This window comes from Luteimicrobium album (assembly GCF_030161555.1).
GTDB classification, from domain to species: Bacteria; Actinomycetota; Actinomycetes; order Actinomycetales; family Cellulomonadaceae; genus Luteimicrobium; species Luteimicrobium album.
The window spans coordinates 2228634-2246237 of sequence record NZ_BSUK01000001.1 but is presented as its reverse complement, the minus strand read 5'-3'; the positions used below and the strand labels follow the sequence as shown (position 1 = coordinate 2246237).

Here is a 17604-nt window from a genome sequence, read left to right as displayed (position 1 = left end):
ATACAAGAAGGACTGAGAGACACCATGGCTGCTGACTACGTCCTCGCCATCGACCAGGGCACCACGAGCTCCCGCGCGATCGTCTTCGACCACTCCGGCACGATCGTCTCGGTCGGCCAGCTCGAGCACGACCAGATCTTCCCGCGTGCAGGCTGGGTCGAGCACAACCCCGAGCAGATCTGGAACAACGTCCGTGAGGTCGTCGGCCTCGCACTGACGCGCGGCAACCTCACCAAGGAGGACCTCGCGGCCGTCGGCATCACGAACCAGCGCGAGACCGCCGTCGTCTGGGACAAGACCACGGGCAAGCCGGTCTACAACGCGATCGTCTGGCAGGACACCCGGACCCAGAAGATCGTCGAGGAGCTCGGCGGCTCCGAGGGCGCCGACAAGTACAAGGCGCGCGTGGGTCTGCCCCTCGCGACGTACTTCTCCGGCCCGAAGGTCAAGTGGATCCTCGACAACGTCGAGGGCGCCCGCGACGCCGCGGAGCGCGGCGACCTGCTGTTCGGCAACACGGACACGTGGACGCTGTGGAACCTCACGGGCGGTGTCGACGGCGGCGTCCACGTCACCGACGTCACGAACGCGTCCCGCACGATGCTCATGGACCTCGACACCCTGTCGTGGGACGAGGACATCGCAAAGGACATGGGAATCCCGCTCTCGATGCTCCCCGAGATCCGGTCGTCGTCCGAGGTGTACGGCAAGGGCCGCCCGCACGGCATGCTCGACGGCGTCCCGATCGCGGGCATCCTCGGTGACCAGCAGGCTGCGACGTTCGGGCAGGCGTGCTTCGATGTCGGCTCCGCGAAGAACACCTACGGGACCGGCAACTTCATGCTCCTCAACACGGGCGAGGAGAAGATCCCGTCGAAGAACGGCCTGCTCACCACGGTCTGCTACAAGATCGGCGACAGCAAGCCGATCTACGCGCTCGAGGGGTCGATCGCCGTCACCGGCTCCCTCGTGCAGTGGCTGCGCGACAACCTCGGGATGTTCACCGACGCCCCCGACGTCGAGTGGCTCGCGAGCAAGGTCGACGACAACGGAGGCGCCTACTTCGTTCCGGCGTTCTCCGGTCTGTTCGCACCGTACTGGCGTCCCGACGCCCGCGGCGCGCTCGTCGGGCTCACCCGGTACGTCAACCGCAACCACATCGCACGGGCCGCGCTCGAGGCGACGGCGTTCCAGACCCGTGAGGTCCTGGACGCCATGAACGCCGACTCGGGCGTCGACCTCACCGAGCTCAAGGTCGACGGTGGCATGACCGCGAACAACCTCCTCATGCAGTTCCAGGCCGACCAGCTCGGCGTCCCGGTGATCCGCCCGAAGGTCGCGGAGACGACGGCCCTCGGCGCGGCCTACGCGGCCGGCATCGCGGTCGGGTTCTGGAACGGCGAGCAGGACGTCATCGACAACTGGGCCGAGGACAAGCGCTGGACCCCGGACATGGACCAGGGCGAGCGCGAACGCCTCTACCGCAACTGGAAGAAGGCCGTCACGAAGACCCTCGACTGGGTCGACGACGACGTCGAGCAGTAGCGCGGCCTACCGCCGCCGACCGGGGCCGCCGTCCGAACCTGGACAGCGGCCCCAGCCGTGCCCGGTAACGTCACGTCGATGAGCACGACCTCTCCCGCCCCGCTGCTGCAGGCGACCGGCCTGGTGGCCGACTACGGCGGCCCTGCGGTCCTGCGCGGGATCGACCTGGCGCTGACCCCGGGCACGGCGCCCGTGGGAGTCCTGGGCGAGTCCGGGGCCGGGAAGTCGACCCTGGTCGGGGCGCTGCGCGGCCAGGTCAAGCCGCGCCGGGGGCACGTGACGTTCGAGGGGCACGCGGTGTCCCGGCTGGGCCGACGGGAGACGAAGCGGTTCCGGGCGGCCGTGCGCGTCGTCGCGCAGAGCGGCCTGGACGTCGACCCACGGTGGTCGGTCGAGCGGGCCGTCGCCTCGGCCCTCGCGGACGCGCGCAAGGCGGGGCGCACGAGCGGGCGCACCGTGGACGACCTCCTCGACGCGGTCGCGCTCGAGCCGCGATTCGCGTCGCGCACCGTCGGGTCGTTGTCCGGCGGCGAGAAGCAGCGCCTCGCGCTCGCCCTCGCGCTGGCCACCCGGCCGGACGTGCTGCTCCTCGACGAGCCGCTGACGGCGGTCGACCCCGCGATGCGCGGCCGGATCGCCGATCGCCTCGCCACCGAGACGGCGGAGCACGGCACCGCCGTCCTGCTGGTGTCCCACGACATCGAGCTGGTCCGACGGCTGTGCAGGTCCGTGCACGTGCTCGCGGACGGCACGTTCGTCGCGTCGGGGCCGCTCGCGGACGTCCTCCGGCCCGACGACGGCGCTCACCCGTCGGTCCGCGGCCTCGCCGAGGCCGCTCCCCTGGTGGCGCAGCGCGCCGGTCGCTGACCGGGGTCAGCCCGGCGCGGAGGTCGGCCGGGCGGCGGCGTCGGGCGCGTGACGCGTGAGGAAGTCGTAGACGTCCGTCTGGTCGACGCCGGGGAACGCGCCCGTCGGCAGCGGCCCGAACACGTGCTGCCGCATGCGGGCGCTCGGCCACGACGTCTCCCCCAGCGCGCGGTGGCGGCGGCGAGCGGGCGGCGGCAGCACGCGTCGTCGGGGCAGGTCGAGGTCCGCCGCGTCGTCGTGTCCCGGCCGCGGAACCACTTGGACTGCGCGAACGGCACGCCGATCGTGACGGTGAAGTCGCCCGACGCCGTCGCCCCGGCCTGCGTCGAGCACCAGAAGGTGCCGGCCGGGGTGTCGGTGTACTGGTACCACTCGGTGGCCCGGTCGTGGCTCGTGAACGCGGCGCGCGCCCCGAACCACCGGCACACGGGCTGCCCCTCGATCGCGCCCGTCACGTCGGCGCGCAGCAGGAAGCCGTCGTTCTCGTAGCCGCGGTAGAGCGAGCCGTCCTCCTGCACGCGCAGGAAGTGGCAGCGGATCCCCAGGACGACGGCCGCCAGGTTCGTGAAGCGCCGCGCCGCCGCCTCGTGCGTCACCCCGAACGCGTCGCGGAAGTCCTCGATCGCGAGGTCGCGGTCGTGCTTGCGCGCCTCGAGCCACGGCCCGGCGACGAACCGCGGCATCAGGCACGCGGCCGCGAAGTAGTTGATCTCGTTGCGCTGGCCCAGGAACGCCTCGTACGACGCCGGCCGCTCGTGCTCGAGCACCCGGTGGGCGATGGCCTGCAGCGCGAGCGAGCGAAGGCCGTGCCCGCCCGGGATCGACGACGACGGCAGGTAGATCCGGCGGTTCTCCAGGTCCGTGACGGTGCGCGTCGTGGGCGGCAGGTCGCCGACGTGGACGAGCTCGAACCCGAGCTGCTCGGCCATCACCGTGACCATGCGGTGCGTGAGCGCGCCCCCTCGTAGCCGGCGCGGCGCACCATCTCCTCGGCGACGTCCTCGATCTCGGCGAGGTGGTTGTCGCGGGCCTGCATGCCGAGCCGCACGGCCGTGTTGGCGCGTCGGGCCTGCTCGGGGGTCGCGATCGACTCGGACTCGCGGCGCGCGAGCTCGCCGTGGAGGCCGACGAGCGACTCGAGGACCGGCATCGGCAGCTTCTGGGAGACCTTGACGCTCGGCAGGCCGAGCGCGGCGTAGAGCGGGCGGCGCTGTGCCCGCTCGAGCTCGATCTCGAGGGCGTCGCGCGGGGTGGGCGCGTCCTCGGTCAAGAGGTCCGTGAGCGGCACGCCGAGGGCGTCGGCGACCCGCTGGAGCAGGGACAGGCGCGGCTCGCGGCGACCGTTCTCGATCTGCGAGAGCTGGCTCGGCGCGGCGCCCGCCTGCTCGCCGAGGGCGTCGAGCGTCAGGCCGGCCTGCGTGCGGAAGTGCCGGATCCTTCGGCCGATCGTGAGAGGTTCGGTGGCCATCGCTTCACGATACGTGAAGATCGCTCGATCTTTACGGCAGATCGGTGCGGAAGTCTCGAGGGGCGCGGGTCAGGGTGGAGTCAGCCCGTTCGGACCGACCCCGAGGTGACGATCATGACGTTGACCGCCGACCCCCGCTCCCGCACCACCGGCGCCACCGCCAACCCCCGGCGGACTCGCGCGCTCGAGGAGACCCTGCGTGCACCGTCGGGCCGGGAGCTGCCCGCCCGCCCGGCGCAGGCAGCCACGGACCCTCTGCCCGGCGCCGCCGGGCTCACCGCGACCGCGTGGGTCGAGGCCGTCGCCGAGCTCACGCGGCCCGACGACGTCGTCTGGGTCGACGGGACCGACGCCTGGCGCCGGAAGCTCGTCGAGACCATGGTCGACGCGGGCACCCTGATCCCCCTCAACCCCGAGCTCCGCCCCGGCTCGTACCTCGCACGGTCCGCGCCGGGCGACGTCGCGCGCGTCGAGGCCCGCACCTTCATCTGCTCCGACCGCGAGGACGACGCCGGCCCCACCAACAACTGGCGCGAGCCCGCCGTCATGCGCGCCGAGCTCCGCGGCGCGTTCGACGGGTCGATGCGCGGCCGCACCATGTACGTCGTCCCGTTCTCGATGGGTCCCGTCGGCGGGGCGCTGTCCAAGCTCGGCGTCCAGGTCACCGACTCCCCTACGCCGCGCTGTCGATGCTCACCATGACCCGCGTGAACCCCGAGGTGCTGCGCCGCGTCGCCGCCGGCGAGGAATTCGTCCCGTGCGTCCACTCGGTGGGGGCGCCGCTCGTCGCCGCCGACGGCACCCGCACCGACGACGTGCCGTGGCCGTGCAACGACCTCAAGTACATCGTCCAGTTCCCACAGTCGCGGGAGATCTGGTCGTACGGCTCCGGGTACGGCGGCAACGCGCTGCTCGGCAAGAAGTGCTTCGCGCTGCGCATCGCGTCGGCGATGGCGCGCGACGAGGGCTGGCTCGCCGAGCACATGCTCCTCATCCGCATCACCACCCCCGAGGGCCGGCCGTACCACGTCGCCGCCGCCTTCCCCTCGGCGTGCGGCAAGACGAACCTCGCGATGCTCCAGCCCACGCTCCCCGGCTGGAAGGTCGAGACGCTCGGCGACGACATCGTCTGGATGAAGCCCGACGACGACGGCCGCCTGCGCGCCATCAACCCCGAGGCCGGGTTCTTCGGGGTCGCGCCCGGGACCGGCGAGGCCACCAACCCCGTCGCGGTCGAGACGCTCCGCCAGGACGTGATCTTCACCAACGTCGCCCTCACCGACGACGGCGACGTCTGGTGGGAGGGGCTCACGGACGAGGTCCCCGAGCACCTGGTCGACTGGCAGGGGAACGACTGGACCCCCGCTGACGGGCGACCCGCCGCGCACCCCAACTCCCGGTTCACCGTCGCCGCCGCCCAGTGCCCGACCATCGCCGACGACTGGGAGACGCCCGAAGGCGTCACCGTCGACGCGATCGTCTTCGGCGGGCGCCGGGCGACCAACGTGCCCCTCGTCGCCCAGGCGTACTCGTGGGCGCACGGCGTGTTCCTCGGCGCGACCGTCTCGTCCGAGCGCACCGCCGCCGCAGAAGGGAAGGTCGGCGAGCTCCGCCGCGACCCCTTCGCGATGCTGCCCTTCGCCGGCTACAACATGGCCGACCACTGGGCCCACTGGCTCCGCGTCGGCGACACCCTCGACCCCGACACCCGGCCCACGATGTTCCAGGTCAACTGGTTCCGCCGCGGCGCCGACGGGTCGTTCCTGTGGCCCGGGTTCGGCGAGAACGCCCGCGTCCTCGCCTGGATGGTCCGACAGGTCGAGCGCTCCCGCGCCGTCCGCCTCGACCGTGGGGCCCGGCCCTCGCCCGTCGGGCTCGTCCCCGACGGCGACGCGCTCGACACCACCGGCCTCGACCTGGCCGAGGGTGCGCTCGACGAGCTGTTCGCCGTCGACCCCGAGCGATGGAAGGGCGAGTGCGACCTCACCGAGCAGTTCTTCGCGACGTTCGACGAGCGGGTGCCGACGGCGCTGCGCGAGCAGCTCCAGCACCTGCGCGACCGGTTGGACGACGAGCGCCTGAGCTGAGGTCTCGGCTCGCCGGTGGGCCCGTGGTCGGGTCCGCCGGGTGGGCGGGGTGTTGGCGCGCGGTCTTCCATCCGCCTCGCTCGGCTCCCGCCAGACCCACCACACCGCGCGCCAACACCCCGCCCACCCGGCTCAGCGGTTCGGTCACCACTCCGCCACGAACGATGTCCGACGCCCGCCCCATCCGACGTGCACCGGGTCGCGCGAGCAGACTGGGCCCATGAGCGTCGGTATCCCCGAGACGATGCGGGCGTGGGTCGTCGAGCGACCCGGGCCGCTCGAGACGCGGCCGTTGCGGAGGGTCGAGCTGCCCGTGCCCCAGACCGGGCCCGGGGAGCTGCTCGTCCGCGTGCTCGCGTGCGGCGTGTGCCGGACGGATCTGCACGTCACCGAGGGCGACCTCGCCGTGCACCGGCCGCGCGTCGTGCCCGGGCACGAGGTCGTCGGGGAGGTCGTGGCGGTCGGGCCACCCGTCGAGCGCGCGGACCCGCGGCGGCCCGCGGCGGACGGGACGCTCCGCGTCGGGGACCGGGTCGGGGTCGCGTGGTTGCGCTCCACGTGCGGAGTCTGCGTGTACTGCCGCCGCGGGGCCGAGAACCTCTGCCCCCGCTCCCGGTACACCGGCTGGGACGCCGACGGCGGCTACGCCGAGTACACGACCGTGCCCGCCGACTTCGCCTACCGGCTCCCGGACGGCTACGACGACGTCGACCTCGCGCCGCTCCTGTGCGCCGGGATCATCGGGTACCGCGCGCTGCACCGCACCTCGCTGCCGGGTGGCGGCAGGCTCGGCCTGTACGGGTTCGGCGGGTCCGCCCACCTCACCGCGCAGGTCGCGCTCGCGCAGGGGGCGACGCTGCACGTCCTCACGCGGGGCGCCGCGGCGCAGGAGCTGGCCCTGCGGCTCGGGGCGTCGTCGGCGCGGGGCGCGTACGACGACCCGCCCGAACCGCTCGACGGCGCAGTCCTGTTCGCGCCCGTCGGCGACCTCGTGCCCGTCGCGATGCGCGCCCTCGACCGCGGCGGCGTCCTCGCCGTGGCGGGGATCCACCTGTCCGACGTGCCGGCGCTCGTCTACGAGACCGACCTGTTCTACGAGAAGGAGCTGCGGTCGGTGACGTCGAACACCCGCGACGACGGCCGCGACCTGCTCGCGTTCGCCGCCGCCCACCGGCTCGACGTCGACGCCCACCCCTACCCGCTCGACCGCGCCGACGAGGCGCTGGCCGATCTCAAGGCCGGCGCGTTCGCCGGTGCGGCGGTCCTCGTCCCCTGAGCCGCGACCTGTCAGAACGTGGCACCGGTATACCGGCACCACGTTCTGACAGACCGGGGCCGAGAATGGTGGCGTGACCCTTCCCGACCTCGCGTTCTACGAGCCCCGCATCGCCGGCAACACCGGCAACGCGATCCGCCTGTCCGCCGTCACCGGCACGACGCTCCACCTCGTCGAGCCGCTCGGGTTCGACCTGTCGGAACCCAAGCTGCGCCGGGCCGGGCTGGACTACCACGACCTCGCGAGCGTCGTCGTGCACGCGGACTTCGAGGCGCTGCTCGCAGCCCGGCCCGACGCGCGGGTCTACGCGTTCGAGGTCGACGCCACGACGCGCTACACGGACGTGACGTACGGGCCGGGCGACATCCTGCTGTTCGGTCCCGAGCCGACGGGCCTGCCCGACGAGGTCGTGGCGCACCCGCGCGTGACGGAGCACGTCAAGATCCCGATGCTGCCGTCGCGACGGTCGCTCAACCTGACGTCGAGCGCGTCGATCGCGATCTACGAGGCGTGGCGGCAGGTCGGGTTCGCGGGCGGGCAGTGAGCCGTAGCAGCACCAGCCCCCACAGCCCCCGCACTCAGGGAGAGAGCAGGGGCGGGTCAGCGCCCCGTGCCGTCGACGGCGAGCGGCTCGATCGCGGCGAGCTCGTCGTCGGTCAGCGCGGGGCCGCTCACGGCCGCGACGTTGCCCTCGAGCTGCGCGACGCTGCTCGCCCCCACGAGCGCGGACGTGATGCGGTCGTCGCGCAGCACCCACGACAGAGCGAGCTGAGCGAGCGTCTGGCCGCGACCGGCCGCGACCTCGTTGAGGGCCCTGGCCCGATCGAGGTAGGTCTCGGAGAGGTTCTTCTCGGACAGGAACGGCGACGTCGTCGACACCGCGCGCGACCCGGCCGGCGCCGAGCCCGAGAGGTAGCGGTCCGTCAGCAGGCCCTGCTGCAGGGGAGAGAACACGATCGTCCCGACGCCTAGGTCCCCGACGGCGTCGAGCAGCGGCTCGCGCTGACGCCCGTCGTACCCGTCGTCGACGACGTTCTCCACGTGCCGGTTGAACATCGAGTAGCTCGGCTGGTGGATGGTCAGCGGCGTGCCGAGCTCGGCGAGGATCCCTGCGGCCTCGCGCGTCCGCGCCGCCGAGTAGTTCGACACCCCGACGTAGAGCGCCTTGCCGGACTTCACGACGTCGTGCAGCGCCGTCATGGTCTCCTCGAGCGGCGTCTCGGGGTCGGGACGGTGGTGGTAGAAGACGTCGACGTAGTCCAGGCCCATGCGCTGCAAGGACCGGTCGAGCGAGGACAGCAGGTACTTGCGCGAGCCGCCGTCCTGGTACGGGCCGACGCCCATCCCGTAGCCGGCCTTGGTCGAGATGACGAGCTCGTCGCGGTACCGGCCCAGGCCCTGGGCGAGGTGGCGGCCGAAGTTCTCCTCGGCCGACCCCTGGACGGGCCCGTAGTTGTTGGCGAGGTCGAAGTGGGTCACACCGAGGTCGAACGCGCGGTGCAGGACGGCGCGCTGGGTCTCGAGGCTGTCGACGCTGCCGAAGTTGTGCCACAGCCCCAGCGAGATCGCGGGCAGCACGAGCCCGAAGCGCCCGCTGCGGCGGTACGGCATGCGGCCGTCGTAGCGGTCGGGGTCGGCGAGGAAGCGGTCGGCGGGGTACTCGGGGCGCATCGGCGAGCTCGTAGGCATGCGGCCATCCTGCCACCGACGCACCGTCGGCCGAAACGATTCGATGCGGCGAGGAGCCCGGCGGTGGTCAGGCCGAGGCGCGGACCTGGAGCGTGGGGGCGAACACCCGGGACACCGGGGCGCCGCCCGGGCCGGCGAGCCGCTCGATCAGGAGGTCGACCATCGCCTCGCCCATCTCCTCGAGCGGCTGCCGCACGGTCGTGAGCGCGGGCCTGGCGTAGCGCGCGGGGAGCGAGTCGTCGAAGCCGACGACGGCCACGTCGTCGGGCACGGAGCGCCCGGCGTCGGCGAGCGCGTGCAGCGCCCCGATGCCCATCAGGTCGTTGGCGGCGAACACGCCGTCGAGGTCGGGGTGCTGAGCGAGCAGGTCGCGCATCGCCTGCTCGCCCGACTCCACGGTGAAGCTCCCGGTCAGGACGGGCACGTAGCTGTGCCCGTGCCGCGCCATGCTCTCGAGGAACCCGGCCAGCCGGTCCGACGCGGCGGGGACGTCGAGCGGGCCCGAGATCACGACGGGCCGGCGGACGCCGCGCTCGACGAGCCGGTCCGCCGCCAGCGCGGCGCCCTGCCGGTGCCCGACGTCGACCCAGTCGGCGCGGACGCCGTCGGGCGGGCGGGAGAACGTGACGACGGGGTGGCCGGCGCCGATGAGCCGCGCGGGGAGCGGGTCGTGCGATGCCGTCGAGATGAGGAGCGCGCCGTCGGCTCCGCGCCGGGCCAGGAAGGCGTCGACGCGGTCGCGTTCGGCGTCGGACTCGGCGAGCATGAGGACGGGGTGGAGCTCACGGCGCGAGAGCGCTCTCACCAGCGCGCTCGAGAGGCGGCCGAAGAACGGGTCCCCGTACACCTCCTCGGGGCTCGCCTCGTGGTCGACGCCCGCACCGGAGACCACGATCGCGACCGAGCCGCTCTGCCTCGTGACGAGCGACCGGGCGGCGGTGTTCGGCACGTAGCGCGTGGTCTTCACGGCCTGCTGCACCGCTTCGACGATGTGCGGCGCGACCCCGGGCTTGCCGTTGACGACCCGGGACACGGAGGCGCGGGACACCCCCGCGACGCGCGCGACGTCCTCGAGGGTCGGGAGCGCCGTCGGGTGCAGGTCCTCACTCACCCGGACACGATATCCCGAGAGAGCGTGATCCCGGCACCACCCGGCGGCGCGAAGATCGAGGTGTCGCAGCGCTTGACACCCTCGTGGGGATCGGGTGAAACTCGGAACCGGTGGAGAGCGCTCTCTCTGGGCACTCTCCGCGCAGGGGAAGCACCGACCCGTCGCGGCACCGATGCCACGACGGCGCACCACCGATACAGGCAGCACCAGCTCAACGGAGATCTGGGTGTGCGGCACGCGCGCCGCAGCTCGCCGCGGGCTGGTCCCATCCAAGGAGCCGTATGTCCCCCACCCTCACCGCGCACCCGCGCGTCCGGAGACGAGCCGCCGCAGCCCTCGCGGCAGCCGCGCTCGTCATGGCCGGCACCGCGGCGATCGCGCCCCGCGCGCACGCCGCCGACCCGGTCCTGCTCTCGCAGGGCAAGACCGCGACCGCGTCGTCGTTCGAGAACGCCGACTACTACCAGGCCGCCTACGCCGTGGACGGCGACGACACGACCCGGTGGTCGTCCTCGGCCCAGGACGGGCAGTGGCTCCAGATCGACCTCGGCGCCACCGCGACCCTGTCGCGCGCCGAGATCCACTGGGAGGGCGCGTACGCGGACGGCTACAAGGTCCAGGTCTCCGGCGACGGCACCACCTGGACCGACGCGTACTCGACCACCTCGTCCGACGGCGGCTCCGACACGGACACGCTGTCGGGCTCGGGCCGCTACGTCCGCGTCCTGTCCACCCACCGCGCCACCGGGTACGGCATCTCGATCTACGAGCTGCGCGTCTACGGGACGTCCGGCGGAACCACGGACCCGGGCTCGGGCTCCGGCGACGGCGGCACCGGCGGCTCCGGCACCGGGTCGCTGCTGTCCCAGGGCAAGACGGCCACCGCCTCCACGACGGAGAACGCCGACTACTACAAGCCGGCGTACGCCGTCGACGGCAAGGCGGACACCCGCTGGTCGTCGACCGCGGCCGACGACCAGTGGCTCCAGGTCGACCTCGGTGCCTCGGCGGCGCTGTCCCGGGTCGAGGTCGACTGGGAGAACGCCTACGCCGACGGGTACAAGATCCAGACGTCCGCCGACGGGTCCACGTGGAACGACGTGTACACGACGACGACGGGCAAGGGCGGCAAGGAGTCCGACGCGCTCGCCGCGTCGGCCAGCGGCCGCTACGTCCGGCTGCTCGCCACGCACCGCGCGACCGGCTACGGGATCTCGATCTACGAGCTCCGCGTCTACGGCGCCGGTGACGACGGCGGCAGCACCGACCCGGGCGACGGCGACGGCGGGGACGACGGCGGCACGCCCGGCACCCCGACGGACGTCACCGGGCCGCTGACCAGCGCGAGCGTCGTCAAGGTCACCGGCGGCAACGGGAGCTGGCAGCTCACGGTGAACGGTCAGCCGTACACCGTGAAGGGCATGACCTGGGGCCCGTCCGCGGACCAGGCCGAGCACTACATGCCGACCTTCGTGAAGCTCGGCGCCAACACCCTGCGCACGTGGGGCACGGGCGCGGACAGCAAGCAGCTGTTCGACGTCGCGGCCAAGTACGGCGTGCGCGTCGTCGCCGGGTTCTGGCTCGGCCCGGGCGGCGGTCCCGGTTCGGGCGGCTGCCCGGACTACGTCAACGACGCGTCGTACAAGTCGTCGTCGATGACGGACATCATCAACCAGGTCAACACGTACAAGAGCCACCCGGCGGTGCTGATCTGGGACGTCGGCAACGAGTCCGTGCTCGGGCTCCAGAACTGCTACTCGGGCGACCAGCTCGAGGCGCAGCGCGCCGCGTACGCGACCTTCGTCAACGACGTCGCCAAGGCGATCCACCAGGCCGACCCCAACCACCCCGTCACCTCGACGGACGCCTGGGTCGGGGCGTGGGACTACTACAAGAAGTACTCCCCGACCTGGACCTGCTCGCGCTCAACTCGTACGGCGCCGTCTGCGACGCCGCGGCGTACTGGAAGCAGGGCAACTTCAACAAGCCCTACATCCTGACCGAGGGTGGCCCGGAGGGTGACTGGGAGGCACCGAAGGACGCCTTCGGCCTGCCCGACCAGGGCACCGACCAGGACAACGCGAACGGCTACACGAACTCGTGGAAGTGCCTCATGAGCAACCAGGGTGTCGCACTCGGCGGCACGCTGTTCCACTTCGGCATCGAGGGCGACTACGGCGGCGTCTGGTTCAACGTCATCCCCGGCGACAACAAGCGCCTCTCGTACTACGCGGTCGCCAAGGCGTTCGGCGGGTCCGCCGCGCAGCCCGGCGTCAACACGCCGCCGCGCTTCGCGTCGATGAGCATCGACAACGCGAGCGCGGTGGCCGTGGGCTCCAAGGCCACGATCCACGCGAACGTGACAGACCCCGACGGCGACGCGATCACGTACCACACGTCGCTCAACTCGATCGGCATCGACGGCGCGACGGGCACCCAGGAGGTCCCGTTCACGCAGACGTCGCCGGGAGTCTTCCAGATCGACGCGCCCAGCCGACCCGGCGTCTGGAAGGTCTACGTCTGGGCCGAGGACGGCCACTCCAACGTCGGCGTCCAGACCGTCGACATGCGCGTCGTGCCGCCGGCCGTCGCGGGGACGAACATCGCCCTGCACAAGACGGCGACGGCGTCGTCCTTCGACCAGTACAACGGCAACTGGTCCCCGGGCCAGGCCGTCGACGGTGACCTGTCGACGCGCTGGGCGAGCAACTGGGACGACGACGAGTGGATCCAGGTCGACCTGGGCTCCGTGCAGTCGTTCCACGCCGTGCAGCTCGTCTGGGAGTCCGCGTTCGCCAAGGGCTACCAGGTCCAGGTCTCGAACGACGGGAGCACGTGGTCGACGGTCAAGACCGTGACCGACGGCGACGGCGGGGTGGACACGCTCGACGTCGCCGGGTCCGGCCGCTACGTGCGGATCCACGGGACGCAGCGCGGCACCGCCTACGGGTACTCGCTGTACGAGCTGGGCATCTACCAGTGACCGACCGGTAACAACCCGGTGCCCGGCACACTCGCGCCGGGCACCGGGCCACCAGGAAGCACCAGGAGGAAGCACCATGCGCACCAGGAGAACCAACCGCGGCGCCGTCGTCGTCGCCGCGACCGCGCTGGCCGCCGCGGCGTCCGCGGTCGCCCTCGCGCTCGCGACGTCCGCGAACGCGACCCCGCAGGGCGCGCTCGCGCACGTCGGGCACGCGGGGCACGTCATGGCCCAGGCCGACACGAGCGCCCAGAACGCGGCGCTGGTCGTGGCCGCCGACGCCCAGGCGACGGACATCGCCCAGGGCAAGACGGCGTCCGCGTCGTCCGCCGAGGGCGACGACTACGTCGCGTCCAAGGCGGTCGACGGCGACGGCTCGACCCGCTGGGCGAGCCAGCAGTCCGACGACCAGTGGATCAAGGTCGACCTCGGCTCGACGGCCACGATCGACCACCTCGTCATCGACTGGGAGGCCGCGTACGGCAAGGCGTTCACGGTCCAGACGTCGGACGACGGCAGCGCCTGGACCACCGTCGCGACGGTGACGAACGGCTCGGGCGGCAACCAGACGGTGGCGGCGCCGGGCTCGGGGCGCTACGTGCGTCTCGCGTTCACGCAGCGCGGCACCGGCTACGGGTACTCGATCTTCAGCCTGCACGTGTTCGGCACGGGCGGCACGGATCCCGCGCCGTACAACCCGCGTCCGCTGCCCGAGGCGCCCCCGGCGCCGACACGACGGTGACGCACCACGAGTTCCAGATGAACTGCACCGTGAACCACACGCTGTTCGACGACCCGCTCATCCTCCCGGGGCAGCCGGGCGCGTCGCACAACCACTCGTTCATGGGGAACCTCGACACGAACGCGTCGTCGACGCCGGACACGCTGCTGAACGGCTCGGGCACGAGCTGCACCGTCGCGCAGGACAAGTCGGCCTACTGGTTCCCGACGCTCTACCGCGGTGACAACCAAGTCATCTCGCCCGACCTGCAGACGATCTACTACAAGTCGGGGATCATCGACTACAAGAAGGTCCGCCCGTTCCCGGCGGGGCTGCGGTTCTACGCGGGCAGCCCGATGTTCACCGAGGACCAGTTCAAGAACGCGCCCGGCACCGTCGAGGGCTGGGAGTGCGGGGACTCGACCAAGAACTGGACGATCCCCACCTACTGCGCGCCGGGCTCGCAGCTCAACGTGCGGTACCAGGCGCCGAGCTGCTGGGACGGCGTCCACCTCGACTCCGCCGACCACCGCAGCCACATGGCGTACCCGGTCGACGGCGAGTGCCCGACCGACCACCCGGTCGCGGTCCCGATGATCGAGATGAAGATCAGCTGGCCCGTGAGCGGCGACATGACGGGTGTCCACCTCGCGCCCATGACGATGCCGGACGGCTCCGTCATGAACGTGAACTGGCACTACGACTTCATGAACGGCTGGGACCAGACGGTCCTGTCCGCACTCACGCAGCACTGCATCGACGGTGGCCTCCAGTGCACGCCGCACGGCAACGACATCTACAAGCCGTGGGCGGGCACCGTGCTCGACGACGCAGGCAACCTCGTCTGGCAGCCGAACCTGACCTGATCCGGCCCCCGGGGCCCACGTCGCGGACACCACCTTGACGTGGGCCCCGGTGACGCACAGACTCACCGCGGTGGCGAGAACGAGCTCGCCGGCGCACCACCGACCATCCGCAACCAGCTCGACGACGATCTGACTGCACCACCGATCGGGACGCACCCTCGGTAGGGCTGGCTCTCCTTGGAGGAGCCACTCATGCACCACCCCCTTCATCCCGGCACATCCGTGCCCTGACCACGCGGGCACGCACGCTCCTCGCGGGGGCCGCCGTCGGCGCCCTCACGTGCGGCGTCCTGTCCGTGCCGCTCGGCGCGGCGCACGCGGCCGACCCGGTCCTGCTGTCGCAGGGCAAGGCGGCGACCGCGTCGTCGTTCGAGAACGCCGACTACTACAAGGCCGCCTACGCCGTGGACGGCGACGAGGGCACCCGCTGGTCGTCCTCGGCCCAGGACGGGCAGTGGCTCCAGATCGACCTCGGCGCCACCGCCACCCTGTCGCGCGTCGAGCTCGACTGGGAGGGCGCGTACGCGGACGGCTACAAGATCCAGGTCTCCGGCGACGGATCGGCGTGGACCGACGCCTACGCGACGACCTCGTCCGACGGAGGCAAGGACACCGACACGGTCTCCGGCTCCGGCCGGTACGTGCGCGTCCTGTCCACCCACCGCGCCACCGGCTACGGGATCTCGTTGTACGAGGTCCGCGTCTACGGGACCGCGGGCGGGACCACCGACCCGGGCGACGGCGGCACGACCGACCCCGGTGACGGCGGCTCGGGCGGCGGCGCCTGCGACACGAACGCCGCGCTCGGCAAGACGGCCACCGCGTCGTCGACCGAGAACGGCGGCACGCCCGCGAGCGCCGCCGTCGACGGCAAGGCCGACACCCGGTGGTCGTCCGCGGCCTCCGACCCGCAGTGGCTCCAGGTCGACCTCGGCAGCACGCAGGACGTGTGCGGCGTCGAGCTCGACTGGGAGACGGCGTACGGCAAGGCGTTCCAGGTCCAGACCTCGGGCGACGCGTCGACCTGGAAGACGATCTACCAGACGACCACGGGCACGGGCGGCACGCAGAAGCTCGACGTCGACGGCTCGGGCCGGTACGTCCGGGTCCTCGGCTCGGCGCGCGGCACGGGCTACGGCTACTCCCTGTGGGAGCTCAAGGTGCTCACCGGCGGCGGGGGCGGCACCACCGACCCCGGTGACGGCGGCGGCACGACCGATCCGGGCCAAGGAGGCACCGTGCAGGCAGCCGACCCGGCGAACCCGGACTTCGGGCCGAACGTCCACGTGTTCAAGCCGACCGACGACCAGGCCGGCATCCAGAACACCGTGAACGACGTGTTCAGCAGGCAGGAGTCCAACCAGTTCGGCGACGAGCGGGACCAGTTCCTGTTCCTCCCCGGGACGTACAACCTCCAGGCGAACATCGGCTTCTACACGTCGATCAGCGGCGCCGGTCTCAACCCCGACGACGTGAACATCAACGGCGGCGTCTGGGTCGACGCGCAGTGGTTCGGCGGCAACGCGACGCAGAACTTCTGGCGTTCGGCCGAGAACTTCGCCGTCACGCCGTCGACCGGCCAGGCCCGGTGGGCCACCGCGCAGGCGGCCCCCATGCGCCGCGTGCACGTCAAGGGCGGTCTCGCCCTCGACTCGTCCGCGTACGGCTGGGCGTCCGGCGGGTACATCGCCGACTCGAAGATCGACGGCACGGTCACGTCGTACACGCAGCAGCAGTGGTACATGCGCGACTCGTCCGTCGGCTCGTGGGACGGCGCCCTGTGGAACCAGGTGTTCTCGGGTGACCAGGGCGTGCCCGCGACGTCGTTCCCGAAGCCCGCGGTGACCACGCTCGCCACGACCGGCACGGTCCGTGAGAAGCCGTACCTGTACTTCAAGGACGGGAAGTGGTCCGTGTTCGTCCCGAGCCTGCGCTCCGGCACGACCGGCACCACCTGGCCGAACACGCCCGGCAGCTCGCTCAGCCTGAGCACGTTCTACCTGGCGCACGCCAGCGACTCGGCCGCGACCCTCAACGCCGCGCTGGCCCAGGGCCTGAACATCCTGTTCGCGCCGGGCGTCTACCACCTCGACCAGACGCTGAACGTCACCCGGCCCGACACGGTCCTCCTGGGCCTCGGCATGGCGACGATCATCCCCGAGAACGGGGTCGTCGGGCTCAAGACCGCCGACGTGTCCGGCATCAAGATCGCCGGGCTCCTGTTCGACCAGGGCACCACGAAGTCGCACGCCGTCGTCGAGCTCGGCGACTCCGGCAAGCACACCGACCACGCGGCCGACCCGCAGTCCCTGCAGGACGTCTTCATCCGCGTGGGCGGCGTCGTCGCCGGCAAGACCGACAACGGCATCATCGTGAACGCCGACGACACGATCATCGACCACATCTGGGACTGGCGGGCCGACCACGGCGCCGGCGCCGGCTGGACGTCGAACACCGCGGACTACGGCCTCGTGGTCAACGGTGACGACGTGAACGCGTACGGCCTGTTCGTGGAGCACTTCCAGAAGTACAACGTGCTCTGGAACGGCAACCGGGGACGCACGATCTTCTTCCAGAACGAGCTCCCCTACGACCCGCCGAGCGCGGCCGCCTGGTCGCACGACGGCGAGGTCGGGTACGCCGCCTACAAGGTCGCCGACGGCGTCACCCAGCACGAGGCGTGGGGGCTCGGGTCGTACTGCGTCTTCACGACCGACCCGTCCATCGAGGTCACGAACGGCTTCGAGGTGCCGAACGCCCCCGGCGTGAAGCTGCACTCGATCTCGACCGTGTCGCTCGGCGGGCAGGGCTCGTACGCGCACGTGATCAACGGCACCGGCCCGCGCGCTGCGGGCACGGACACGGTGCCGGCGACGGTCACGTCGTACGGAGGCTGATCCTCGGCAGGACACGAACCGCCGGAATCCGTTGCTCTCGCTCTCGCGGGGCGACGGATTCCGGCGGTTCGTTCGTCTGCGGCCACCGTCTTGC

General features: G+C 72.0%; 11 protein-coding genes and 2 pseudogenes. 10 read left to right on the top strand and 3 right to left on the bottom strand.

Annotation, left to right across the window (positions count from 1 at the left end; genetic code table 11):
* Positions 1-24 precede the first annotated feature (24 nt).
* Together glpK and QQK45_RS11640 are read left to right on the top strand one after the other, a co-directional pair.
* Positions 25-1545 (top strand): glycerol kinase GlpK, encoded by a 1521-nt coding sequence (gene glpK, locus QQK45_RS11645; RefSeq protein ID WP_284293391.1) that lies wholly within the window; start codon positions 25-27, stop codon positions 1543-1545.
* Positions 1546-1623: 78 nt separating this feature from the next.
* Positions 1624-2412, top strand: coding sequence for an ABC transporter ATP-binding protein (locus tag QQK45_RS11640; RefSeq protein ID WP_284293390.1), 789 nt, complete (start codon positions 1624-1626; stop codon positions 2410-2412).
* A gap of 6 nt (positions 2413-2418) precedes the next feature.
* On the opposite strand, the pseudogene QQK45_RS11635 reads toward QQK45_RS11640, so the two are convergent.
* A pseudogene (locus QQK45_RS11635) lies at positions 2419-3880 on the bottom strand (helix-turn-helix domain-containing protein).
* Positions 3881-3994: 114 nt separating this feature from the next.
* Between QQK45_RS11635 and QQK45_RS11630 the strand changes: the two are divergent.
* The 3 genes and pseudogenes from QQK45_RS11630 (at position 3995) to QQK45_RS11620 (ending at position 7787) form a co-directional block, all read left to right on the top strand.
* Positions 3995-5967 (top strand): annotated as a pseudogene (locus QQK45_RS11630) (phosphoenolpyruvate carboxykinase (GTP)).
* A gap of 220 nt (positions 5968-6187) precedes the next feature.
* Positions 6188-7243, top strand: a complete 1056-nt coding sequence (locus QQK45_RS11625) for a zinc-binding alcohol dehydrogenase family protein (protein WP_348525216.1) — start codon at positions 6188-6190, stop codon at positions 7241-7243.
* 73 nt (positions 7244-7316) lie between these two features.
* Positions 7317-7787: a tRNA (cytidine(34)-2'-O)-methyltransferase gene (locus tag QQK45_RS11620; protein ID WP_284293389.1), complete on the top strand. Its 471-nt coding sequence runs from the start codon at positions 7317-7319 to the stop codon at positions 7785-7787.
* Between the two features lie 56 nt (positions 7788-7843).
* Here the strand turns inward: QQK45_RS11620 and QQK45_RS11615 are convergent, their stop codons facing one another.
* Positions 7844-8932, bottom strand: coding sequence for an aldo/keto reductase (locus QQK45_RS11615; protein ID WP_431310263.1), 1089 nt, complete (start codon positions 8930-8932; stop codon positions 7844-7846).
* Between the two features lie 67 nt (positions 8933-8999).
* Entirely contained in the window at positions 9000-10043 is a 1044-nt protein-coding gene (locus QQK45_RS11610) for a LacI family DNA-binding transcriptional regulator (RefSeq protein WP_284293388.1), read from the bottom strand.
* Between the two features lie 281 nt (positions 10044-10324).
* Here QQK45_RS11610 and QQK45_RS11605 point away from each other — a divergent pair, with 281 nt between their 5' ends.
* The 5 genes from QQK45_RS11605 (at position 10325) to QQK45_RS11585 (ending at position 17510) form a co-directional block, all read left to right on the top strand.
* The gene (locus QQK45_RS11605) at positions 10325-12043 is read left to right on the top strand and encodes a discoidin domain-containing protein (protein WP_284293387.1); all 1719 of its coding nucleotides are present in this window, start codon (positions 10325-10327) and stop codon (positions 12041-12043) included.
* A 113-nt stretch (positions 12044-12156) separates the two neighbouring features.
* Complete coding sequence (locus QQK45_RS22270) at positions 12157-13026, top strand: discoidin domain-containing protein (RefSeq protein ID WP_348525357.1); 870 nt, start codon at positions 12157-12159, stop codon at positions 13024-13026.
* Positions 13027-13102: 76 nt separating this feature from the next.
* Positions 13103-13768 (top strand): discoidin domain-containing protein, encoded by a 666-nt coding sequence (locus QQK45_RS11595; RefSeq protein ID WP_284293386.1) that lies wholly within the window; start codon positions 13103-13105, stop codon positions 13766-13768.
* A gap of 17 nt (positions 13769-13785) precedes the next feature.
* The gene (locus QQK45_RS11590) at positions 13786-14613 is read left to right on the top strand and encodes a DUF1996 domain-containing protein (protein WP_284293385.1); all 828 of its coding nucleotides are present in this window, start codon (positions 13786-13788) and stop codon (positions 14611-14613) included.
* A 296-nt stretch (positions 14614-14909) separates the two neighbouring features.
* Positions 14910-17510: a discoidin domain-containing protein gene (locus tag QQK45_RS11585; RefSeq protein ID WP_284293384.1), complete on the top strand. Its 2601-nt coding sequence runs from the start codon at positions 14910-14912 to the stop codon at positions 17508-17510.
* Positions 17511-17604 lie beyond the last annotated feature (94 nt).